The 23,059-nt window shown below is 75.6% G+C and carries 14 protein-coding genes; 3 read left to right on the top strand and 11 right to left on the bottom strand.

Annotation, left to right across the window (positions count from 1 at the left end):
• Window positions 1-32: 32 nt before the first annotated feature.
• The 11 genes from ACF068_RS04790 to ACF068_RS04740 all read right to left on the bottom strand — a co-directional run bounded on the left by ACF068_RS04790 (window position 33) and on the right by ACF068_RS04740 (window position 17,674).
• A complete protein-coding gene (locus ACF068_RS04790) occupies window positions 33-629 on the bottom strand; it encodes a LuxR C-terminal-related transcriptional regulator (RefSeq protein WP_392272713.1) in 597 nt (198 codons plus the stop codon).
• Between the two features lie 291 nt (window positions 630-920).
• A complete protein-coding gene (locus ACF068_RS04785; RefSeq protein ID WP_392272712.1) occupies window positions 921-2,543 on the bottom strand; it encodes an MFS transporter in 1,623 nt (540 codons plus the stop codon).
• A gap of 74 nt (window positions 2,544-2,617) precedes the next feature.
• Window positions 2,618-5,653, bottom strand: coding sequence for a type I polyketide synthase (locus tag ACF068_RS04780; RefSeq protein WP_392272711.1), 3,036 nt, complete (start codon window positions 5,651-5,653; stop codon window positions 2,618-2,620).
• Window positions 5,650-9,738, bottom strand: coding sequence for an SDR family NAD(P)-dependent oxidoreductase (locus ACF068_RS04775; protein WP_392272710.1), 4,089 nt, complete (start codon window positions 9,736-9,738; stop codon window positions 5,650-5,652). Before ACF068_RS04775 ends, ACF068_RS04780 begins: the two co-directional genes overlap by 4 nt.
• 30 nt (window positions 9,739-9,768) lie before the next feature.
• Window positions 9,769-11,481, bottom strand: a complete 1,713-nt coding sequence (locus ACF068_RS04770) for a type I polyketide synthase (RefSeq protein WP_392272709.1) — start codon at window positions 11,479-11,481, stop codon at window positions 9,769-9,771.
• Window positions 11,478-13,235 (bottom strand): fatty acyl-AMP ligase, encoded by a 1,758-nt coding sequence (locus ACF068_RS04765; RefSeq protein WP_392272708.1) that lies wholly within the window; start codon window positions 13,233-13,235, stop codon window positions 11,478-11,480. Before ACF068_RS04765 ends, ACF068_RS04770 begins: the two co-directional genes overlap by 4 nt.
• Window positions 13,232-13,918, bottom strand: coding sequence for a class I SAM-dependent methyltransferase (locus ACF068_RS04760; RefSeq protein WP_392272707.1), 687 nt, complete (start codon window positions 13,916-13,918; stop codon window positions 13,232-13,234). The genes ACF068_RS04765 and ACF068_RS04760 overlap by 4 nt, the downstream gene beginning before the upstream one ends.
• A complete protein-coding gene (purF, locus tag ACF068_RS04755; protein ID WP_392272706.1) occupies window positions 13,915-15,468 on the bottom strand; it encodes an amidophosphoribosyltransferase in 1,554 nt (517 codons plus the stop codon). The genes ACF068_RS04760 and purF overlap by 4 nt, the downstream gene beginning before the upstream one ends.
• Window positions 15,465-15,974 (bottom strand): hypothetical protein, encoded by a 510-nt coding sequence (locus ACF068_RS04750; protein ID WP_392272705.1) that lies wholly within the window; start codon window positions 15,972-15,974, stop codon window positions 15,465-15,467. Before ACF068_RS04750 ends, purF begins: the two co-directional genes overlap by 4 nt.
• Window positions 15,971-16,852 (bottom strand): hypothetical protein, encoded by an 882-nt coding sequence (locus ACF068_RS04745; RefSeq protein WP_392272704.1) that lies wholly within the window; start codon window positions 16,850-16,852, stop codon window positions 15,971-15,973. The genes ACF068_RS04750 and ACF068_RS04745 overlap by 4 nt, the downstream gene beginning before the upstream one ends.
• Before the next feature lie 30 nt (window positions 16,853-16,882).
• Window positions 16,883-17,674, bottom strand: coding sequence for a thioesterase II family protein (locus tag ACF068_RS04740; protein WP_392272703.1), 792 nt, complete (start codon window positions 17,672-17,674; stop codon window positions 16,883-16,885).
• 379 nt (window positions 17,675-18,053) lie between these two features.
• On the opposite strand from ACF068_RS04740, the gene ACF068_RS04735 reads away from it, so the two are divergent.
• The 3 genes from ACF068_RS04735 to ACF068_RS04725 all read left to right on the top strand — a co-directional run bounded on the left by ACF068_RS04735 (window position 18,054) and on the right by ACF068_RS04725 (window position 22,867).
• A complete protein-coding gene (locus ACF068_RS04735; RefSeq protein WP_392272702.1) occupies window positions 18,054-19,685 on the top strand; it encodes a (2,3-dihydroxybenzoyl)adenylate synthase in 1,632 nt (543 codons plus the stop codon).
• A gap of 67 nt (window positions 19,686-19,752) precedes the next feature.
• Window positions 19,753-21,096: a salicylate synthase gene (locus ACF068_RS04730; protein ID WP_392272701.1), complete on the top strand. Its 1,344-nt coding sequence runs from the start codon at window positions 19,753-19,755 to the stop codon at window positions 21,094-21,096.
• A 148-nt stretch (window positions 21,097-21,244) separates the two neighbouring features.
• The gene (locus tag ACF068_RS04725; protein WP_392272700.1) at window positions 21,245-22,867 is read left to right on the top strand and encodes a DHA2 family efflux MFS transporter permease subunit; all 1,623 of its coding nucleotides are present in this window, start codon (window positions 21,245-21,247) and stop codon (window positions 22,865-22,867) included.
• Window positions 22,868-23,059 lie beyond the last annotated feature (192 nt).

Genomic DNA, 23,059 nt, shown 5'->3' with positions numbered 1-23,059 from the left:
GTCGAGCGACCCGGTCCGGTCGTGTGCCGGCGTCAGGACACGCCGGTCGCGACGTCGCTCAGCTGGAGCAGGCCGCTGCGCAGGGCGACGGCGACCGCCGAGGCCCTGTTCTGGCAGTTCAGCTTGCCCATGGCATTGGCGAGGTGGCGCTTGACCCCATGCTCGGTGATGCCCATGCCGCGGGCGATCTGACGGTTGCTCAGCCCCTGGGCGACGCCCCACAGGGTCTCGGTCTCCCGCTCGGTGAGCCGGGGCCGCCGGGGCGTGCCCTCGGCGGCGGTGGAGGCGAGCTGCACCACCTGGCGCAGCGCCTCGGGCGAGACGGCCACCGTTCCGCGTCGCTGCCGGCTCAGCACTTCCCGCAGGCTGGAGCGCGGGAGGTCCTCCAGGCGGAGGACGACGTCGGCGAGGACCCACTGGGCGGTGTCGAGCTGGCCCTGCACGAGCGACCGCACGATGAGCACCACATGGGTGGACGGGGCGGACAGCAGCGGGCCGAGCAGCGAGAGGTCCCGCACTCCGGCGTCGGACGAGAGAAAGAGGCTGAGCGGCCCGCGGGCCCGGTCGAGCGGGATGTCGGCCGCGGACGCCGCCGACATCAGCCGGCCGGCCTGTCCGCCGTTTTCCACGAATTTCCGGACCAAGGCCCGGGACACCGGATCGGGATCAACTATCAGAACGTTACTACAGTCTTCTTCCGCACCTTGGCGTTCACCTTGCACGTTTCCTCCCCCTGGGTCGGCAAATTTCAGCCAAGAACCGCGCCCACTATTGACCATAGGAGCAGGGGAGTCAAGCTTCATTTTATGTAAAGTATTTGCCCAAATTTGCCATGGGGAACATTATGCGGTGTGGTGGCGCGCCCCGGCGGGAAATCCTCCCGCCGGAGCGCTCCGACCCGGCGCACGGGCGGCCGGTGGTCAGTGGGCGAACACCGGACCCGCCGAGGGGTCCGGGCGCCCCTGCGGGAGCAGGGCCAGGCTTGCCACGGCAACGACGGCGGAGATGACCGCGCAGGTGAGGAACGCGGCCCCGAAACCGTCGACCGACGGCACGCCCGCTCCCCCACCGCCCTCGAGGCTCGCCCCGGCGATGGCCGCCACGACCGCGATACCGAGGGCGGCGCCCAGTTCGTGACCGGTGTTGACCAGTCCCGAGCCGAGGCCCGCGTCGGCGTGCTCCACCCCGTGCATGGCGCTGGTGATGGCGCACACGAAGCCGGCGCCCAGGCCGAAGGCGAGCAGCAGGAAGCCGGGCAGGACCTCGGCCCAGGCGTTGCCCTCGCGGTCGAGCCCGGTCAGCAGGAGGGCGCCCGCGGCGGCGATGCCGAGCCCGCCCCCGGCGGTCACCCGCCAGCCGAGCCGGGCGACGGCCTGCCCGCCCAGGTGGGCGCCCATCGTGGTGACCACGGCGACCGGCAGGAACACCAGACCCGTCGTGAGCGCGGAGAAGCCGCGCACGTGCTGGAGGTAGAACGAGCACAGGAAGAACGCCGAGATCAGGACACCCGACGCGGCGAGCATCACCAGGCACCCGCCCAGCAGGGAGCGGCGCGCCAGGAAGGGCAGCCGCACCAGCGGCGCGGACACGGAGCGTTCGGCCACCACGAACAGGACGGCCCCCACCAGCGCCCCGACCAGGGGCAGCCAGGCGGACGTGTCACCGAAACCGTGGTCGCGGGCCTGGACCAGGCCGTAGATGAGCAGCGCGGGGGTGGCGGTCATGGTGAGCGCCCCGGGGACGTCCACCCCGGGCGCACCGCCCGGACCGTGGCCGTGGCCGTGCCCGTGCTCCTGTCCGGCCGGCTGCTCCTTGAGCATGGCCGGGACGGCGATCAGGACCAGGACGCCGATCGGGACGTTGATGTAGAAGACCCACTCCCAGCCCGGGCCGGAGGTGAGCACCCCGCCGAGCAGCACGCCCAAGGCGGCACCGGTGCCGCCGATCGCGGCCCACACCCCGAGCGCGCGATTGCGCTCCGGGCCATGGAAGACCGACATCACCAGGGCCATCGCCGCCGGGGACATGATCGCGGCAGCCACGCCCTGGGCGGCACGGGCGGTGATCAGTACCCCACCGCTCTCCGCGAGTCCGGACACCAGCGAGGCGGCGGTGAACAGGGCCAGACCGGCCAGGAACACGCGCCGCCGGCCGAGCAGGTCGCTGACCCGCCCGCCGAGCAGCAGCAGGCTGCCGAAGAACAGGGTGTACGCGGTCACGACCCAGGTCAGGGACCCGGCGCCGAGGGAGAGTTCGTCACCGATCGTGGGCAGTGCCACGTTCACCACGGTCACGTCGACGATGAGCATGAACTGGGCCATGCACAGCAGCGTCAGGATCAGCCAGCGGCGCGGGTCGGGCGGACCGGCGGGGCCGTCACCGTGGTGGCCGTGCCCGTGTCCATGCCCGGGTCCGTGGCCATGCCCGGGTCCGTGCCCATGGCCGGCGGCGTCCCCATGGCCGTGCGCACCGCCGGGGGAAGCGGTCGCGGGCTGGTGCCCCGCCCCGGCCGGATCCGCGTGGGTGTGACTCTCCGAGCTCACCCGAACTCCTTAACTTGAACAACACTGTCAAGGTTCACCATAGGGCACCCGGCCCATAATTTGAACAGCGTTGTTCATGTTGTTGGACAGGAGCGGGGCCGGACCCTGGCCGCCAGTCGCGCCACCGTCGGGAGCTCGAAGACGTCCTTCGGTTCGAACTCCAGGCCCCGCTCCCGGCCCCGTGCCGCCACCCGCGACGCCAGCATCGAGTCCCCGCCCAGGTCGAAGAAGTCGTCGTCGGGCCGCACCGGCACCACGCCCAGCACCTCGGACCAGACCTCCGCCAGCACCGCCACCACGTCCGCCTCGCCGGCCGGCGACGGCGGCACCACCGGCGACGGCGATTCCGACCCCGACCCCGACCCCGACCCCGACTCCGACTCCGACTCCGACGACAGTGGCCCGGCCGGCCCCGACGAGCCCGGCACCCGCGGCGGGTACGCCGGATCCGTCCAGTGCCGCGCCCGCCGGAAGGGGTAGCCCGGCAGCGTCACCGGCCGCTCGCCCCCGTGCCGCGCCGCCGACCAGTCGAGGTCGGCGCCCGCCTCCCAGAGCGCCCCCAGCGCCCGGGACAGCGCCTCGCCGTCGTCCAGCGCCTCCCGGGCGTGCCGCATGGCGCTCACCGCCCGGTGCCCCGGCCCCCACGCGTCGCCCCGGCGGGCGGCCGAGCCGAGGGACCGGCCCGGTCCCGCCTCCACCAGCACCCGCGCGGAGCCGCGCAGCAGGGTCCGTACGCACTCCGCCCACCGCACGGTGCCGCGCATCTGCGCCGCCCAGCGCGCCGGGTCGGTGGCCTCCGCGGCCGTCATCCACCCGCCGGTCACGTTGGACACCAGCGGCACGGCCGGCGCGGACAGCGGGACGGTGGCCACCACGTCGGCGAACCGTGCCGCCGCCTCGTCCATGGCCGTGGTGTGGAAGGCGTGCGCGGTGCGCAGCACGGTCACCTCCACGCCCCGTGCCTCCAGCCGCCCGGCGAACTCCGCGGCCGCGGCGGGCGGCCCGGCCACCACGCACGCCTCCGGCTCGTTCACCGCGGCCACTTCCAGGCCGCTGCCGGGGAGGTCCTCGCGCACCCGGTCCTCCGTCAGCCGCACCTGGAGCATCGTCCCGGCGGGCGCGCGGCCCATCAGCCGGCCCCGGGCCGCCACCAGCCGGACGGCGTCGCCGAGTTCCATCACCCCGGCCAGGCAGGCCGCGGCGAACTCCCCGACGCTGTGCCCGCCGAGCGCCGAAGGGCGCACCCCGAACTCCGCGAGCGTGCCCGCCAGGGCGTACTCCACGGCGAAGAGGGCGGCCTGGGCGACGTCGGTGCGCAGCAGCGCGGCCCCGTCGTCCCCGCCCGCCCCGAACAGCGCCTCGCGGACGTCGGTGCCCGTCTCGGCCGCGAACAGAGCGGCGCACCGGTCGAGTTCGCGGCGGAAGGTGCCCCCGGCGGCGTACAGGCCCTTCCCCATGCCGGGGTACTGCGCGCCCTGGCCCGGCATGAGCAGCGCGATCCCGGGAGCGGTCGCGGGGGCCTCGGCGGGCGCGCGGTCCGACCGCAGCAGTTCGGCCGCCCGCCGCGGGTCCCGGGCGGTGACCGCCGTGCGATACGGGAAGGACGCGCGCCCCCGCTCCAGCGAGTGGGCCACGTCCCCGAGGTCGGCGCCGGGTTCCAGGGCGTCCGCCAGCCGCCGGCGCGCCTCCCGCAGGGCGTCGGCCGTGCGGGCGCTGACGAGCAGGACCGGCGCCGCGGCTCCGGGACCGGGGGTGCCCTCGCGGGGGGCCGCCGGCGGTGCCTCGGTCACCACGACATGGGCGTTGGTGCCGCCGACTCCCAGCGAGCTGACCCCGGCGGCCAGCGGTCCGCCGCCGGGCCACGCCCGGGTGCCCCCGACCACCTCGAAGGGGGTGCCGTCGAGGCGCAGTTCGCGGTTGGGCTCCTTGTAGTGGGCGGTCCCGGGCAGGGTCCGGTGCTCCAGCGCGAGCACCGTCTTGATCAGGCCCACCACCCCGGACGCGGCTTCCAGGTGCCCGACGTTCCCCTTGGCCGAGCCGATGAGGCAGGGCGCCGTACGGTCCCCCTCGGGGTCCAGGGCCTGCCTGAGGGCGGCCGTCTCCACCGGGTCGCCCAGGGCGGTGCCGGTGCCGTGCGCCTCGACGTAACCGATGTCGTGGGGGTGGAGGCCCGCCACGGCCAGGGCCTCGGCGACGACGGCGGCCTGCATCTCGACGCTGGGGGCGGTGAAGCCCATCTTCAGGGAGCCGTCGTTGTTGACGGCGGTGCCGCGCAGCACGGCGCGGATCCGGTCGCCGTCGGCGAGCGCGTCGGACAGGCGCTTGAGCGCGACCACTCCCCCGCCGCTGCCGAAGACGGTGCCGTTGGCGCCCGCGTCGAACGGCCGGCAGAACCCGTCGGCGGACATCATCGACTGGGGCTCGTGGAGGTAGCCGACGCGGTGCGGCACCTTGACGGTCATGCCCCCGGCGAGGGCCAGGTCGCTCTCGCCGCACAGCAGGCTCTGGCAGGCGAGGTGCACCGCCACCAGGGAGCCGGAGCAGGCCGTCTGCACGGTCAGGGCCGGTCCGCGCAGGTCCAGGGCGTGGGCGACGCGGGTGGCGAAGAAGTTGGGGTCGGTCAGGGTGAGGGCGTGGATCAGCGCGGTCGACGTACCGGCACCGAGGAACTCGGCGGGGTCCCGGTGGGACAGCAGGTTGTACCCGAAGTACCCGCTGAACGACGGCGCGCCGAACACGCCGACCGCGGCGTCGTGGCGGGAGGGGACGTGCCCGGCGTCCTCCAGGGCGTGCCAGCAGCTCTGGAGGAACAGCCGCTGCTGCGGGTCCATGGCCGCCGCGGTCGCCGGCGGCAGGGAGAAGAAGTCGGCGTCGAACTCCTGGTGCCCGTCGAGGACGGCGGCCCGGCGGACGTAGCCGGGGTGCTCCAGCACCGGCGCGGGGACGCCCGCGGCCAGGAGTTCGTCGTCGTCGAGGTCGTCGAGGCAGTCGCGGCCGGCGCTGAGGTTGGCCCAGAACTCGGTGACGTCACGGGCCTTGGGGAACCGGCCGGCGAGTCCCACGACCGCCACCGCCTCCGCAGCGCCGTCCGGGTGCGGTGCGTCGGTCATGCGTTCCTCCCCTGGGCGCCACGGCGGCGCGGTCGTGCGGTGCGGGTGCGGGCCCCGGCCCGGCGTGCCGCGTCGCGTACGGCGTCCGCCGCTCCCCGGTCCGGCCCCTCGCCGTCGGCCAGCGCCCGCGTCACCTGGTCCGCCAGGTCGGTGGCGCTGGCGCCCTGGAGCAGCCTGGCCACCGGGACGTCGACCGCGAAGTCGTCGTACAGGGCGCTCTTGATCCGTACGGCGGCCAGGGAGTCGAGGCCCAGGTGCACCAGCGGACGGTCGGCGACGCCCGCCGGGTCGGTGAAGCCGAGGACCCGGCCGACGCTGAGCAGGGTGCGGGAGCGCACGGCTTCGCTCCGCGCCTGGCTCGTCATGGCGGCGAGCGCCGCCCGGTCGAAGGTGTCGTCCGGCCCCTCGGCGCCGGTGAGCGCGGAGAAGAAGGACGAGTGCCGGGCCGCCGGGTGGGCGGCGAGGAAGTCGCCGGGCACCAGGCGGGCGACCCCGGCCTGCCCGGTCCCGCGCGCCAGCAGCGTCTCCAGGGCCGCGAACCCCTCCCGTACGGTGAGCATGCCGAGTCCGGGGACGGTGCGGTCGCGCACGGCCCCCACCTCGCCCCAGGGGCCCCAGTTGACGGTGAGAGCGGGGAGTCCCGCCGAGCGCCGCAGCGCCACCACCCCGTCGAGGAACGCGTTGGCGGCCGCGTACGCGCTCTGGCCCGGGGAGCCCGTCAGCGAGGCCAGCGAGGAGAAGCCGACCCACCAGTCGAGCGCGGCGTCCTTGGTGGCCTCGTGCAGCCGCCAGGCGCCCGCCGCCTTCGGTGCCCAGATCCGGTGGAGCCGTCCCGGGTCGGGGTCGGTCACCACCGCGTCCTCGATGACCGCGGCCGTGTGCACCACCCCGCGCGGCGCCGCCCCGGTGGCGGCCAGCACGCCGAGCATCCGTTCGGCGGTGCCGGGTTCGGCGATGTCGCCGGGCACCAGCTCGACGCGGGTGCCCATCGCCCGGATGCGCGCCAGTTCCTCGGCGGCGTCCGGGGCGGGTGCGCCGCGTCCGCCCAGCACGACGGCTCCCGCGCCGTTCTCGGCGAGCCAGCGCGCGGTGGCGAGGCCCAGGCCGCGGGTGCCGCCGGTGACGAGGTAGCCGCCGCCCGGGCGTACGACCACGCGTTCGCGGCCGGGCGCGGGGGCGGGGGGCGCCTCGGCGACGAGCGTGGCCGCGAGGCGGACCCCGTCCCGCCAGGCCACCTCGTCGGGGCCGTCGGTGGCCAGGATCTCGTCGGCCGGCAGAGCGCCGGACCCGTCGAGGTCGATGATGCGGGCGCGCAGTCCGGGGCGCTCCAGGCGCAGAGTCCGGACCACCCCGCGCAGCGCGGTCTGCGCGGGATCGGGTGCCTCGGCGTCCCGGGTGCGCTGTCCCCGGTCGGTCAGGACGGTCAGCGGCGGAGGCGGTGTCCCCGCCTCGTCGCAGGCGCGGAGTATCCCGGAGACGGCCCGGAGGACCGCGCGTACCCTCCGCTCGGCGCACTCCGCCACGTCCACGGGCTCGACCGGCCCCTCCCAGGCCGTCAGGACCACGCCCGCGGGCAGCGGGTGGACGTCCCAGGCGCCGTCCCAGGCGTCGTCCCGGTCGACGGTGCGGCAGGAGGCGCCCGCGGCGGTGAGGGCGTCCAGCAGCGCGGCACGCGCGGGGTCGCCGGGGCGGCCGCCCGCCACCAGCAGCCGCTGCCCGTCGGCCCGCCGGGGCGGGGGCGGCTCGACGGCGTCCCAGCGCAGCCCGTGCAGCAGGGGCGCGACGTCCACGGGCAGCGCCTCCTCACCGACGCGGCCGAGTCGTACGCCGGTCAGTTCGGCGACCGGGGCCCCGGACTCGTCGGTGATCCGTACGTCCGCCCACAGTTCCGCGCCGGGACCACCGGGAGCGGCGCCGAGGACGCCGGGTGCGCCGGGGCGCAGCCGGGCCCGGCAGAGCAAAGCCGTCGCCGGCCGGTGCCCCGAGAAGCGCAGTTCCGCCACACCGGTCGGCAGGTACGTCCCCTCCGTACCGGCGGGGACCAGGGCGCCCAGCCCGTGCAGGCAGGCGTCCAGGAGGGCGGGTTCGAGGTGGAAGCGGCCGTCCGGCGGCAGCGCGGCGGGGCGGGTCACCCGGCTGGTCGCGGTGCCGTCCGCCACCCGTACCTCGGTGAGGGACGCGAACGCCGGCCCGTGCTCCTGCCCGAGCGCGCGCAGCGCGGCGTAGACGTCGGCCGGTTCGTACGCGGTGCCTTCCCGGCCGGTGGGCGGGAGGCCGTCGTCGGCCGGGACGCCGGCGGCGGCCAGGAGGCCGTGACCGGCCGCACCTTCGTGGTCGGCCGGGTGGCCGGCGGGGGCGGGGCCGGCGGTCACCCGGGCCGTGGCGAGGGTCGTACTGGTGCCGGCCGCGCCCGTGACGACGGTGACCGTGCCGCCGGTGCCGTCCGCGCCCTCCTCCAGCGTCGTGGTGAGGGTCACGCCCTCCGTCAGCGGCAGCAGCCGGGCGAGGACCAGCCCGGAGACCGCCACCGCGCCGGGTGCCGCGCCGAACGCCTCGCAGGCCGCGGCCAGGACGAGTTCCGCGTACGCCGTCCCGGGCAGGACCGCGGTGCCGTGGACGCGGTGGTCCGTGAGCCACGGCAGCCGGGCGGTGTCCACCCGGTTCTGCCAGACGTGCCGCACGGGTGTGCCGGGCAGCGTGACCCGGTGGCCGAGCAGCGGGTGGCCGGGGGCCTCGACGGGGGTGCGCCGGGGCCGGGGGAAGCTCTGGTGCTGCCAGGCGTACGTGGGCAGCGCGACCGGCCGGCCCTCGGGCACCGCCTCGCGCGGCAGGGTGACCCCGGCGCAGTGCAGGGCCGCCAGGGTGTCCGCCAGCGCGTCGCCGCAGTCCGCGCCCCGGGCGAGGGTGCCGAGCACCGTGCCGCGGCCGCGCCGTGTGCCGTCCGCCTCCAGGAGGGTCTCCAGGACCGACTGGGCGACGACGGGGTGCGGCGAGACCTCCAGGAACACGTGGCGTCCGTCCCGGACGGCGGCCTCCACCGCCTCGGTGAGCCGGACGGGGCGGCGCAGGCTGGCCGCCCAGTACGCGGCGTCGAGTGCCGGGCGTTCGCGCGGGTCGTCCAGGGTGCAGCCGTAGTACGGGACGTCCGGCCGGCCGGGGGTGATGCCGGCGAGCGCGGCACGGACCTCGTCGAGCAGCGGGTCGACCAGCGGGCTGTGCGCGCCGATGCGCACCCCGGGCACCAGCCGGGCCAGCAGCTCCTGTTCGCGGCACTCGGCGACGAACTCCGCCACGGCCTCGGGCACGCCCGCCACGACGCACGCGCGGGGCGAGGAGTGGACGGCGACGGACACCCCCGGCCGGCCGGCCAGGCGCCCGCGCACCTCGGTGGCGTTCAGTCCGACCAGCGCGGTGGCGCCGCTGCCGGCGAGCCGTTCCTCCATCAGCCGCGAGCGGCGGCACACGACGCGCGCCCCGTCCTCGGGCGAGAGGGCGCCCGCGACCACGGCGGCGGCCACTTCGCCCAGGGAGTGGCCGATGACGGCGCCGGGGTGGATCCCGCGGGCGCGCCACACGGCGGCCAGTCCGACCTGGACGGCATGGACGGCGGGCTGCACACGGTCCATCCCGGAGGCGGCCAGGCCGTCCTCGGTGATGAGCGCGCGCAGGGACAGGCCGGTCTCCTGCCGGACGACGGGCTCCAGCGTGTCGATGACCGCCGCGAACGCCGGTTCCTCGGCGAGCAGCCGGGTCCCCATGCCGTCCCACTGCGATCCGTGCCCGGAGAAGACGAAGACCGGCCGGGTGCCCCTGGTGTCCGGCACGCTGCCGCGCACGGCGAGCGGGCCCGGCTCACCGCCCTCGGCGACGGTGGCGAGCAGCCGGGTCAGCGTGTCGCGGTCGGCGGCGCGCACCACGAGGCGCTCGGTGAGGTGGGCGCGGCGGCGGGCGAGGGTGTGCGCCACGTCGGCCGGCGGGGTGCCGGCGCCTTCCTCGGTGAGCCAGCGGGCCAGCCGGCCGGCGTTCTCACGCAGGGCCGCGGGTGTGCGGGCGGAGAGCGCGAAGGGCATTTCTCCGTGCTTCATGTGCGGTCGTCCACTCTCGGTCGGTGTGGGTCACGGGTGCGTGGGCGGGGCTTCGACGAGCACGGCGTGGGCGTTGGTGCCGCCGAACCCGAAGGAGCTGACCCCGGCGGTGCGGGGCCGGTGCCCGCGCGGCCAGGCGAGGGGCCGGTCGGCCACGGCGAGCCCCAGCTCCGCGAAGGGGATGCGAGGGTTGGGGCCGGTGTGGTGGAGGGTCGCCGGGATGCGGCCGTGGTGCAGGGCCAGGGCGCACTTGACCAGGCCGGCCAGGCCGGCCGCGCCCTCCAGGTGGCCCAGGTTGGACTTGACCGACCCGATGCGCAGCGGGGAACCGGGGCGGCGCCGGCGGCCCAGGGCGGCGCCGAGGGCGGAGGCCTCGATGGGGTCGCCCAGGGGGGTGCCGGTGCCGTGGGCCTCCAGGTAGCCCGCTTCGGCGGGGTCGAGTCCCGAGGCGTCCCAGACCTCGCGGACCAGGGCTTCCTGGGCCGCCGGGTTGGGTGCCATCAGGCCGTTGGAGCGGCCGTCCTGGTTGGTGCCGGTGGCGCGTACCAGGGCGAGGATCCGGTCGCCGTCGCGCCGCGCGTCGGCGAGCCGGCGCAGGACCACGACCAGACAGCCCTCGCTGCGGACGTAGCCGTTGGCGGCGGCCGCGAAGGGTTTGCACCGGCCGTCGGGGGACAGCACCCCGCTCTCGCCGAAGTTGAGGGTCACGCCGGGCGAGAGCAGCAGGTTCACCCCGCCGACCAGCGCGGTGTCGCACTCCCCCGCCACGAGCCCCCGGCGGGCCAGGTGCAGCGCGACCAGGGAGGAGGAACAGGCGGTGTCCACGGTCATGCTGGGACCGCGCAGGTCGAGGGCGTACGACAGGCGGTTGGCGAGGATGCTCATGGCCGCGCCGGTGCCGGTGCGCGGACCGATCGACGGCAGGTCCTCCAGGGCGGCGCGGCCGTGGTCGTCGGCGCAGGCACCCACGTACACGCCCGTCCGCGTGGTGGCGAGGCGGTCGGCCGGCAGCCCGGCGTGCTCCAGCGCCTCCCAGGCGACCTCCAGCAGGATCCGCTGCTGGGGGTCCATCTCGGCGGCCTCGGCCGGGGAGATGCCGAAGAAGTCGGCGTCGAACCCGTCGATGTCGTCGAGGAAGCCGCCGTGCCGGCAGGCCCGGTCGACGGCGGCGGCGTGGGCCGGGGAGGTGTGCCGGTGGGCGTCCCAGCGGTCGTCGGGGACGGTGCCCACGGCGTCGCCGCCGGAGAGCAACAGGTCCCAGAACGCGTCCGGCGAATGCGTTCCGCCGGGCAGCCGGCAGCCGATGCCCACGACGGCGATGTCGTCGGGCGCGGTGGCGCCGGCGGCCACCGGGACCGCCCCTCCGGTCACCGGTACGACGCCGCCGCCCGCCGGGGCCGTACCGCCGGCCGCCGCGTCCGCCGGCCCCACGGGCCGCACCGGCCCGGGCGGGCCCGACGGCCCGGCCGGCTCCGGCGGCCGTGTCGGCTCCGACGCCCCCGTCGGCTCCGGCGATCCGGCGGTGAGGTGGGCGGTGAGCTGCCGGATGGTGGGGTGCTCCCACAGGGTGGTGGGGGCGAGCGGCCGGTCGAGGAGCTCCTCCAGTTCGCCCGAGAGCGCGACGGCGTCCCGGGAGGTGAAGCCGTACGCCTGGAAGGGCAGGTCCGGGTCCACCCGGTCCTCGGGGATCCCGGCGCGGGCGGCGGCGCGGCGGACGAGCAGGGCGTGCAGTTCCCCGGTCACACCGCCCCCACCGGATCGGTGCGGACGACGGCGAGTTCCCCGGCGAGGTGGAGGTCGCGACAGGCGGCACGCCGGATCTTGCCGCTGGTGGTCTTGGGCATGGCTCCGCGCCGGATGAGGACGACGTCGTGCACGTCGAGCGAGTGCCGGGTGAGGACCGAGGTGCGGATCGCGGTGCGGACGGCCTCCAGTCGCGGCGCCTCGTAGCGGCGGTCGAGTTCGGCGACGACGACGGCGCGTTCGCCCGCCCCGTCGAGCAGTCCCACGGGGAAGACCGCGACATGGCCGTGCCGGACGGCGGGGTCGGCCTCCTGCACGGTCAGTTCGAGGTCGGCGGCGTAGTGGTTGCGGCCGTCGACGACGATGAGGTCCTTGAGCCGGCCGGTGAGGTACAGCTCGCCGTCCCGGAGGAAGCCCAGGTCGCCGGTGCGCAGCCAGGTCCCGTCCTCCGCCGGGCCGGCCGGGCGGGCGCCGAAGACCTCGGCGGTGCGCTCGGGGCGGTTCCAGTAGCCGGCGCACACGTTCGCGCCGCGCACCCACACCTCGCCGGTGCGGTCCGCGGACACGTCGCGGGCGGTGTGCGGGTCGACGACGCGGACCTCCTGTCCGGCCGGGGTGCCGCAGCTCACCACCCGGTAGCCGTCGGCGGACCCGTCGGGCAGCGGCCGTACCCGGTCGCCGGCGAGCTCCGCGCGGTCCAGGGTGAGGACGCGCGGGGCCCCGGGCCCGGTGAGGGTGACGGCGAGCGTCGCCTCGGCCAGGCCGTAGCCGGGGCGGTGCGCCCGGTGGCGGAAGCCGTAGGGGGCGAACTCGGCGGTGAAGCGGTCGAGGGTGGCGGCGCGGACCGGTTCCGAGCCGTTGACGAGCACGCGCAGCGACGACAGGTCGAGGCCGTCGCGGGCGCGCTCGGGGACGCGGTCGGCGCATAGGTCGAGACCGAAGTTGGGCGACACGGAATGGGTGACGCGGTGTTCGCCGATCGTCCGGAGCCAGCGCACCGGCTGCTGGATGAAGGAGAAGGGTGCCATCAGGACGGCGGGCGTGCCGGTGACGAGGGGCAGGGCGATCATCATCAGCAGGCCCATGTCGTGGAAGAAGGGCAGCCATCCGGCGATGCGCGCGTCCGGGCCCACGTCGAGCGCCTCGCGCAGTTGGTCCGCGCCCACCGCGAGGTTGCGGTGGGTGACTTCGACGCCCGCCGGGGATCTGGTGGAGCCGGAGGTGTACTGGAGGTAGGCGATGTCGTCGGGGCGTTCCGCGACGGGCAGCACGACCCGGCGGCCCAGCGACGGGTCGACCGCGTCGACGCATACGACGGCGGGTTCGCCCAGTTCCGGTGCGTCGGCGAGGAGTTGGCGTACCGGACGTTCGAAGGGTGTGGTGGTGAGGATGACGCCCGGCGAGCAGTCGGCCATGGCCAGGCGGAGCCGTTCGTCGGTGCGGAACGCCTCCGGGGCGTACAGCGGCACGGCGAGGACGCCGGTGTAGAGGCAGCCGACCAGCGCGGCCACGTAGTCGGCGGTGTGCGGGCAGAGGATCGCCACCCGGTCGCCGGGGACCGTGACGCGGCTGAGCTCGGCGGCCACGGCCTGGGCCTTGCCGTGCAGATGGCCGTAGGTGAGGTCGCGCGGGGTTCCGGCGCGGTCGGCCGTGTAGTCGACGAAGGTCATGGCCGTACGGCCCGGGTGCCGGCGTGCGGCGTCCCGGACCGCGGCGGCGAGCCCGGGGGTGCCGGGCAGGGGGGTGACGGTCACGGTGCTTCCGATCGGTCGCGGGTGGTCGGCCGGGGCAGGGGCACGGCGGTGGCGCGCACGTACGGGGTGTTGGTGGGGTAGCGGGGCCAGGGGCGTACGACCTCGTGGACCCGCACCTGGTAGCCGGCGTCCCGAAGGGCGGTGAGCAGGCGCCGGTTGGCGTTGCACCCGCCGGCCGCCCGCCGCCACAGCGGGGCCAGGACGTCCTGGAGCAGACCGACGACGCCGGGCGACCTGACGTGTTCGAAGAACACCAGTTGTCCGTTCGGCTTGAGCACGCGCCGGATCTCGTCGAGGGCGGCCGGCAGGTCGACGACGGTGCACAGGACGAGGGTGCACACGGCCGTGTCGAAGGTGTCGTCGGGCAACGGGAGCCGCTCCGCCCAGGCGTCCACCACCTCGACCTCGCACGGCGCCTCCCCGGCGCGCCGGGCGAGCTTCTTGCGCATCTCGCTCGCCGGCTCGACGGCGACCAGCGAGTCGGCCTTGGCGTAGTAGGGCAGGTTGGCGCCGGAGCCGGCGCCGATCTCCACGACGCGGCCGGTGAGTTCGCCGAACATGAGGGTGCGCAGGGGGCGTCCCCACTTCTCCTCCGCCCGCTGGGTCATGCGGTCGTAGTAGCGGGCGAAGAACCTGCCGCTGCGGCTCTCCAGTTGCGGGTTGTTGTCCACGGTCGTCGTCAAGGCAGGCTTCTCCTGTGGTTCGGTGCGTGGTCCGGTCCGCGGCCGGGCGCGCGATCCGGTGCGTTGTCCGGTGCGTTGCCCGGTGCCGGGGCCGGGGCGGGGTTCCGTGCGGTGGGGGTGCCGAGGGGTACGGCGGTGGGATAGCGGCCGTCGAGGCAGGCGGTGCAGAGGTCGCCGGCGTCCTTGCCGACGGCGCCGAGGAGCGCGTCCAGCGGGAGGAACCCCGCCGTGTCGCAGCCCAGTCCCCGGGCGAGCGGCTCGTCGGTCCGGCCGGCGGCGTACAGCGGGCCGCCGTGGGCGGTGTCGATGCCGTAGAAGCAGGGCCAGCGGTGGGGCGGGGAGGCGACGCGGAGGTGGACGTCGCGTGCGCCGGCGTCCCGCAGCAGGGCGGTGACCGCCGCCATCGTGGTGCCGCGCACCAGCGAGTCGTCCACCAGCAGGACCGACCGGCCCGCCACCGCCTCGGGTACGGCGGTGAGTTTGGCGCGCACGGCGGCCGCGCGTTCGCCCGGTGTGCCGGCGATGAAGGACCGGCCCGCCCCGTCGTGGCGCAGCAGCCCCTGGACGGTGGGCAGTCCGGCGCGCCAGGCGTAGCCGTCGGCCGCGACGCGGGCGGTCTCCGGGACGGCGACGACGACGGGGTCCACCGTGCCGGGCGGCGGCGGGGCGTGGTCGGCGAGGGCCGTTCCGGCCGCGTACCGGGTGCGGTAGACGCTCCGGGCGCCCACGAGCGAGTCGGGCCGGGCGAAGTACACGTACTCGAACAGGCAGCTCGCGCGGCGCGCCCCGGGTGCCGTCAGCCGGCTGCTGCGGATCCCGGCGGGGCCGGCCTCCAGGACCTCGCCGGGTTCCAGCTCCCGCACCAGCCGGGCGCCGACGGCGTCGAGTGCCGCCGTCTCGGAGGCGAGGAGCCAGGCGTCGCCGAGCCGCCCCAGGCACAGGGGGCGGAAGGCGTGCGGGTCGCGGACGCCGTACATGCGCTCGCCGTCGGTGAGGACGAGGGCGTACGCGCCGGTGACCGCCGGCAGCAGGTCGTGCAGCGCGGTGGGCACGTCGGCGCCGTGCCGCTCCCGCACGGTGTGCAGCAGCCGGGTGAGGACGGCGGTGTCGGAGTCCGCCGGGTCCGGCTCCACGCCGTGGGCGGCGGCCAGGGAGGCGATGTCGACGAGGGTGCCGTTGTGCGCCACGGCCAGGGCGGGACGTCCGGGCGGCCCGGCCGTGACGGGCTGGGCGAGGGCGTCGGGCGACGCGGGCCGGCCGGCTGTGCCCCGTTCGCCGCCCGAGGTGGCGTAGCGGACGTGGCCCACGGCGCCGGGCCCCGGGGGCAGGCCGGCGGGCGTGGGGAACACGTCCGCGACCCGGCCGGCGCCGGCCCGGCGGGTCATCCGGCCGTCCCGGCACGCGACGATGCCGGCGCTCTGCCGTCCCCGGTGCTGGAGCGCGGTCAGCATGGCGCGCACCAGCGGCGCGGCGTCCCCGGACAGGCCCCAGACCCCGGCGACGCCGCACGCCTCGCGGGGCTTGGCCGCCTCGTCGCTGGTCCCGCTCAAGCGCCGTCCTCCTCCTTCAGCCAGCGCTCGAACGCCGGGACGTCGGGCAGGATGACGTCGGAGCAGGCCAGCACGGCCAGGTTCTGCCGCATCTCCGTGATGGCGACGACGGTGGTGCCGGCGCGGTGGGCGCTGAGCATCTCGGCGGCGGTGCCCATGCTGGGTTCGTGGTCCGGCAGCCAGGCGACGCATACGTCGCTCGCGGCCGCGACGCGGGTCAGCCGGTGGAAGGTGTCGATGAGCGCCGTGACGGCGGGGTCGTGGGCGCTACGGCGCACCTCGGGTGCGTCGGCCAGGGCGGCGTGGCCCCGTCTGACGGCCTCCTCCCGGTCACCGATCCAGTCGCGCATCAGCGCGTGCGGGTCGTGCACCACGGCGTCGGGGTGCCGTTCGAGGATGCTGCGGCGGAGCCGGTCACGGTAGCCCTGGTCGGCGAGGTGGGCTCCGGGGCGGGCGCCCTGCATGAGGCCGGCCAGGAAGTAGCTGCGGGGGCGGGGGGTGGTCACGCGTCCTCCAGGGAGTAGGCGGGGACGGTGAGGGCGGCGGGGGCGGCCTTGTCGTACAGGGCGGCGGCTTCGAGGAGGTGGTCGACCACCTCGTCGGTGCCGGCGCGCACGGCCTCGGCGACGCGCTCCAGTTCGCGGGCGAAGGCGGCGGTCCCCCAGGTGCTCACGGCGCCCTGGTTGTCGCGGCCGATGAGGGCGCGGGGGTCGGCGAGGGCGCCGCGGGGGCGGCCGGAGAAGGGCAGGGCGATCTCCGTCAGTCCGTCGTCGCCGGGGTGGACGGCCCGCAGCGACAGGTTGTTCTGTTCGGGGTGCAGCAGCAGTTCCCGTACGAGCGGTGCGGGGACGGGCAGTTCACGGACGGTGTCCCCGGGGCGCATGGTGTAGGCGCGGTGGGTGACGGTGTCGTCGAGGCGGGGGCTGTAGCGGAGGTAGCGCAGCCGCAGCACACCGTCGCCGGGGTTCCACGCGGCGCGCAGGGAGGACGGCGCGGGCGAGCCGTCCGGGCGGCGGCGCAGCGGGTAGGCCTCCGCCTCGGCGCGGACGGTGCCGTCGACCGCGTCCGCGCGGGAGAGGCGGAGGGGTGCCCGGTGCATCAGGTAGGGGTCGAGGACGGTGAGCGTGTCGCCGTCGTCGTACAGCGCGCAGACGTGGCGGCCGCCGACCCGGTACTCGGCCACGGCCCCGGTGCGCCGGGCGACCCGCTCGCCGGCGGTGAAGGTCTGCCACGCGCAGGCCGTGCCGAACCGCTCGGGTGAGCTCCCCGTCCCGTAGTGCAGGTGGTACTGGGCGGCGCTGTTGTACGGGACCTGGGTGAGGACCTGGGTGTGGACGTCCTGGAGCACCTGGGTGTCCGGGCGGGTGGGGGCGGGAGCCGCCATGGAGGAGTCTCCTAGCAGGGGTCGGTACGGTCAGTGGGCGGTGCGCCCGGCCGGGCGGGCCGCCGGTCCTCCCCGGGCGCCCAGGCTCGTGAGCAGGAAGGCCACGAGCGCGGTGCGGCGCGGTACGAGGTAGAAGTGGTCGCCCGGCATGGCCCGCAGGGTGAACGGGCCGGTGGTGCAGTGGCGCCAGCCGGCGGCGTGCCGGGCGGTGACGCGGGTGTCGCGGGTGCCGACGATCGCGGTGAGGGGGCAGTCCAGGGGCGGCCCGGGGCGGTAGCGGTAGCGGTCCGCGAGCCGGAGGTCGGCGTGGACGGTGGCCGGGGGCAGGTCCTCCGGACGGGTGCTGTTCATGTGACGGGGCGCGACGACGGGTTCGTCGGTGTGGGGCGCCGGTTCACGGGGCCGGTCCTCCATCGGCGCGGGGTGGGCCGACACGAAGAGGGCGCGTGGCGCCGAGCCCGGGTCGCGGGCCAGCAGGCGGGCGGTCTCGAAGGCGACGGCGGCGCCCATGCCGTGGCCGAAGAGCACCGGTGGGGCGTCCGCGGCGGCGGCGAGGGCCTCGGCGACCGGGCGGGCCAGCCCTTCGAGGTGGTCGGGCATCGCCTCGCCGCGGCGGTCGCCCCGTGCGGGGTACTGCACGGCGGCCAGTTCGACGTGGTCGGCCAGGCCGTCAGGCCAGGCCCGGTAGAAGTCCGCCGTGGTGCCGGCGGGCGGGAAGCACACCAGCCGCAGGGCGGGACGGTGGCGCGGCAGCGGGACGCGCAACCAGGACCGTGCCGGATCGGTCGTCCGGTCCCGCGACGTCAGCCCGTACCTGACCAAGGGGGTCGCCCTTCCACAGTGTGCCCGGAGTCGAGCGAATGAGAAATTCCGTGTGCTGGTCCAGCACGTGGGCCGCTGTGCCGAGTTCGGTTATCCAGCGGCGACGCATTCGAACGTACGGGAAAAACGCGGCGCCCGGAAGGTGGGTACCCGAAGGGGCAATACCCGCCCGGGTCATGGGTGATGTAGGCGCACATGTCCCGTTATCCTCCCGTGGATTTGCGCCATCCGGGCTCCCGATTTTGCGAAACGGTGATCTAATCCGGATTGCCTTCGCCATTTCGAACAAGGAAGTCTTTACGGCGGCGTTAAGGCTGTGGGTGTGTCACAAATACTTCCCACGAGTTCATTCGGGACGGGAGCGGGGATTCACGTGGACATGGTTCGATGGCCGGCCGAGGCCGTGGAGCGGTACCGGAGGGCGGGGTACTGGCGGGGCCGCCCGCTGGGGGACTTCCTCACCGGGCACGCCGGGGCGTCCGGCACGGCCACCGCCCTCGTGTCGGGCGACCGGCGTGTCACGTACGCCGAGCTGGACCGGCGCGCCGGGCACCTCGCGGCGGGACTCGTGGACCTCGGGGTGGCGCCCGGCGACCGGATCGTCGTCCAGCTCCCCAACACCGTGGACTTCTTCGTCCTGCTCTTCGGCGCCCTCCGCGCCGGCGCGGTCCCGGTGCTGGGCCTGCCCGCGTACCGCCGCAGCGAGGCGGTGCACCTCTGCGGCCATAGCGGGGCGGTGGCCTACGTGGTGCCGGACACCGACCCGGCGACCGGCTTCGACTACCGGGAGCTCGCCCGGGAGGTGGCGGAGCGGTCGCCGGGGCTGCGTCACGTCCTGGTGGCCGGCGACGCTGGGCCGTACACCTCGCTCGCCGGTGTGGAGGAGGCCGGACGCGACCGGCCGGGACCCGTGGCGTTCCCCGCGCCGGACCCCCAGGACCCGGCGGTGCTGCTGGTCTCCGGCGGTACGACGGGGCTGCCGAAGCTGATCCCGCGCACCCACGACGACTACGCCTACAACATCCGCGCCAGCGCGGAGCTGTGCGGCCTGGACCGTGACACCGTCTACCTGGCCGCGCTGCCCGTCGCCCACAACTTCGCGCTCGCCTGCCCGGGGGTGCTCGGCACCCTGCACGCCGGGGGCACGGTGGTGCTGAGCCCCTCCCCCGACCCGGACACCGCCTTCCCCCTGATCGAGCGTCACCGGGTGACCCTCACCGCCGTGGTGCCGCCGCTGGCCGCCCTGTGGTCGCAGGCCGCCGAGTGGGCCCCCGAGGACCTCGGCAGCCTGGCCCTGCTCCAGGTCGGCGGCGCCCGGCTCGGCCCGGAGGCCGCCCGCCAGGTGCGCTCCGCCCTCGACTGCGAGCTCCAGCAGGTCTTCGGGATGGCGGAGGGGCTGCTCAGCATGACGAGGCCCGGTGACGACCCGGAGCGCACGGCCACCACCCAGGGCCGGCCGCTGAGCCCGGACGACGAGGTCCGGGTGGTGGACGCCGACGGCGCGGACGTGCCGCCCGGCACCGTCGGTGAACTGCTCACCAGGGGGCCGTACACGCTGCGCGGCTACTACCGGGCCGAGGAGTACAACCGGACCGCCTTCACCGAGGACGGCTTCTACCGCACCGGCGACCTCGTCCGGGTCCTGCCCGATGGCGACATCGTCATCGAGGGCCGGAAGAAGGACCTGGTCAACCGGGGCGGCGACAAGGTCTCGTCCGACGAGCTGGAGGGCCATCTGCGGGCGCACCCGGCGGTCCTGGACGCGGCCGTGGTGCCCGTGCCCGACGAGTACCTCGGCGAGCGCACCTGCGCCTGGGTGGTGCTGCGCGAGGGGCACACGGACCTCGGCGAGCCCGGCCTGGACGCCTTCCTCGACGAGCGGGGCCTCGCCCCGTACAAGAAGCCGGACCTCGTCCGCTTCATCGACGCGCTGCCCGTCACCGGGGTCGGGAAGGCCGACAAGCGCGCCCTCGCGCGGCTCGCGGCCGAGCCCGCCGGCAACGGCCGCTGACCGGCCACGACCGCCGACCCGCCCCACCCCGCCCCACACCGCATCCGTACGTCAAGGAGACCGCAGAATGTCCACCACCACCGTGTCGCCCGGGACCAGCCTCGTCCCGTTCACCGGCAGCCCGGCCGAGGCCGCGGCGCGCCTGGCCGGCGACGGACCGCACGAGCAGTACGTGGTGTACGAACGGGACGGCTCCTGGTGGTACGCCGGCGGCGCCCGGGCCACCGTGGTCGTCGACCGGTCCCACGTGACCCTGGAGCACGGGGGCACCCGTACCCGTACCGCGTGGCACGGCGAGCCGCTGGAGACGGTCCACCAGGCGCTGGCCTCCCTGCCGTTCGCGGACTGGCGGGCCTACGGCTGGGCCACGTTCGAGCTGTCGTACGCGCTCGCCGGGGACGCGGCGGACCTGGGCGAGGAGCCGCTGGTCCACCTGGTCGTCCCGGAGACGGAGGTGCGTCTGACGGCGGACGGCGCTCAGGTCCGGTGCGGGCGGCAGCGGGACGAGGACGCGGTCACGGCCCTGCTGGCGGCCGCGCCCGCGCACTCCGGAGGGGACCGGCCGGAGGTGCTGCGGGTCGATCTGCGCGAGCGGACCGAGGGGGCGTACGGCGAGTCGGTGGCCCGCGCGGTGGCGGCCATCGGGCGCGGGGACCTCCAGAAGGTGATCCTCTCGCGCACCGTGCCGGTGGAGACGGAGCTGGACCTCCCGGCGACCTACCTCGCCGGCCGGTCGGCGAACTCCCCGGCCCGTTCCTTCCTGCTGGACCTCGGCGGCGTCGAGGCGGTGGGCTTCAGCCCGGAGACCGTCGTGGAGGTCTCCCCCGGCGGCCGGGTGTCCACCCAGCCGCTGGCGGGCACCCGGGCGCTCAGCGGGGACCGGGAGGAGGACGCCTCCCGCCGGGCGGAGTTGCTCAGGGACGCCAAGGAGATCTACGAGCACGCGATATCCGTGCAGGTCGCGTGGGACGAGATGACGACGGTCTGCCGGGCGGGTTCGGTGCGGGCCGAGGAGTTCATGACGGTCAAGGAGCGCGGCAGCGTCCAGCACATCGCCTCCCGCGTGACCGGGGAGCTGCGCGTCACCGGACGCGGGCCGTGGCCGGCGCTCGCCGCCGTGTTCCCGGCGGTCACCGCCTCCGGGGTGCCCAAGGACGCCGCCTACCGGACCATCCGGGACCTGGAGGCCGAACCGCGCGGGCTCTACAGCGGCGCCGTGCTGACCGTCGGCAGCGACGGATTCCTGGACGCCGCGCTGGTGCTGCGCACGGTCTTCCGGCAGGGCGGGCGGACCTGGCTGCGGGCGGGTGCCGGGATCGTCGGACAGTCCAGCCCGGAGCGGGAGCTGGAGGAGACCTGCGAGAAGCTGCGCAGCATCTCCCGCACGCTGGTCCCGGTGGCGAAGGGCTGACGGGAGCCGGCCGGGCCGGCGACCGGGCCGCGGTCCGGCGCTCCCACCGGCCGGCGGACGCCGTTTTCTTTACAGCACTGTTCGACTTGCACGGGGCCCGGCACTACCCTGAACCCGAACAGCAGTGTTCAACTTAAGGAGTACGTCCGTGCCCTCCGTCCCGTCCCCCTCCCCCACCGCCGCCGCCAGAGCCGGCGCGCAAGGCCACCCGCTGCGCTGGCCGATCCTGGCGGTCCTGTGCCTGAGCCTGCTGATCGTGGGGCTCGACGTCACCGTCCTGAACGTGGCCCTGCCCACGCTCGTCGCCGAACTGGGCGCCTCCACCAGCGAGTTGCAGTGGCTGGTGGACATCTACAGCCTGATGGCCGCCGGCCTGATGCTCTTCGCCGGCAGCCTCGCCGACCGGTTCGGCCGCAAGCCCGTCTTCCTCGCCGGACTGGTGCTGTTCACCGGCGCCTCCGCCGTCGCCGCCTTCTCCGACAGCACCGCCTCGCTGATGACGGCCCGCGGTGTCATGGGCGTCGGCGAGGCACTGATCATGCCCGCCACCCTGTCGATCATCGGCACCGTCTTCACCGACCCGGCCGAGCGCATGAAGGCCATCGGCCTGTGGTCCGCCATGATCGGTGTCGGTCTCGCCATGGGGCCGCTGGTCGGCGGCTGGCTCCTCGGCCGCTTCTGGTGGGGCTCCGTCTTCCTCATCAACGTCCCCATCGGGATCCTGGCCCTGCTGGTGGCGCTGAAGATCGTTCCCAACTCCCGTGCCGCCGTGGCCCGGCGTCTCGACCTCGCGGGGGCCGCGCTCTCCGTGCTGGGCACCGGCACCCTGCTGTGGGCGATCATCGAGGGCCCGGTCGAGGGCTGGAGCAGCGCCCCCGTCCTCGCCGGCTTCGCCGTCGCGGCGGTCCTGCTCGCCGGCTTCCTGGTGCGGGAGCGCACCGCCCGCGAGCCGATGCTGCCGCTCGGCATCTTCGCGCACCGGCGCCTGGCCGTCGGCAACATCCTGGTCTTCCTCGGCCTGCTGTCGCTCCTGGGGGCGCTGTTCGTCCTCGTGCAGTACCTCCAGTTCGTGCTGGGGTACGACGCCGGCGAGACCGGTATGCGCATCGCGCCCACCGCGCTCATCATCCTGATCGCCGCCCCGCTGGCCTCGTTCCTGGGACAGCACGTCGGCACCCGGTGGCTGGCCGCCGCCGGCCTCGCCTTCGCCGTGGTGTCCCTGCTGCTCCTCGCCACCACCGACAGCGGTGACGGCTACGGGCGGGTCCTGGCGGCGATGCTCTTCCTGGGCTTCGGCGCCGGCTTCATCATCGGCCCGACCAGCGACGCCATCGTGGGCTCGCTCCCTGAGGACGACCTGGGTGTCGGCTCCGCCACCAACAGCGCGGCCGTGCAGCTCGGTTCGGCGCTCGGCGTCGCGGTCCTCGGCAGCCTGCTGTCGGGCACGTACCGGGACGACCTCGCGGCGAGCGCGCCCGGCGCCGCGCTGCCGGACGGGGCGATGGACACCGCCGGCGACTCGGTCGGAGCCGCGCTGGCGGTCGCCGAGCACCTTCCCGCGCAGGCCGGCCAGGCCCTCGCCGAGGCGGCGCGCTCCGCGTACGTCGCGGGCATGGCGCCCTCGATGCTGACGGGCGCCGGTGTCGCCGCCGCCGGCATCCTCGTCGCGCTGTTCCTCTTCCCCAAGGGCAAGGGGAGCGACGGGCCCGCCGCCGACGCGCGGCTCGACGGCATCCCGACCCAGCCCTCCGGCGCCCGAACCCCCCGCTGACCTGACGGAATGCGCGGTGCCACCCGGCTCTCGCCGTCGTGGCACCGCGTGAAGGAGGTGACCTACGCTTCCCCATGCCCACGCCACCCCGGAAGGTCCGCCGTGCGGACGCGGAGCGCAGCATCGCGACCATCGTGGCCGCCGCCCTGGACTGCTTCGTCCGCGACCCCCACGTCAGCATGACCAAGGTCG

The organism is Streptomyces sp. NPDC016309 (assembly GCF_043077235.1).
In the GTDB taxonomy this organism is placed as follows: domain Bacteria; phylum Actinomycetota; class Actinomycetes; order Streptomycetales; family Streptomycetaceae; genus Streptomyces.
This window is presented reverse-complemented; position numbering and strand designations above follow the sequence as displayed.

Bases quoted from the DNA above. Each gene is read 5' to 3' on its own strand.
- ACF068_RS04775 (WP_392272710.1), bottom strand. From the start codon at position 9,738: ATGAAGCACGGAGAAATGCCCTTCGCGCTCTCCGCCCGCACACCCGCG.
- ACF068_RS04780 (WP_392272711.1), bottom strand. From the start codon at position 5,653: ATGACCGACGCACCGCACCCGGACGGCGCTGCGGAGGCGGTGGCGGTC.
- ACF068_RS04730 (WP_392272701.1), top strand. From the start codon at position 19,753: ATGTCCACCACCACCGTGTCGCCCGGGACCAGCCTCGTCCCGTTCACC.
- ACF068_RS04735 (WP_392272702.1), top strand. From the start codon at position 18,054: ATGGTTCGATGGCCGGCCGAGGCCGTGGAGCGGTACCGGAGGGCGGGG.
- ACF068_RS04745 (WP_392272704.1), bottom strand. From the start codon at position 16,852: ATGGCGGCTCCCGCCCCCACCCGCCCGGACACCCAGGTGCTCCAGGAC.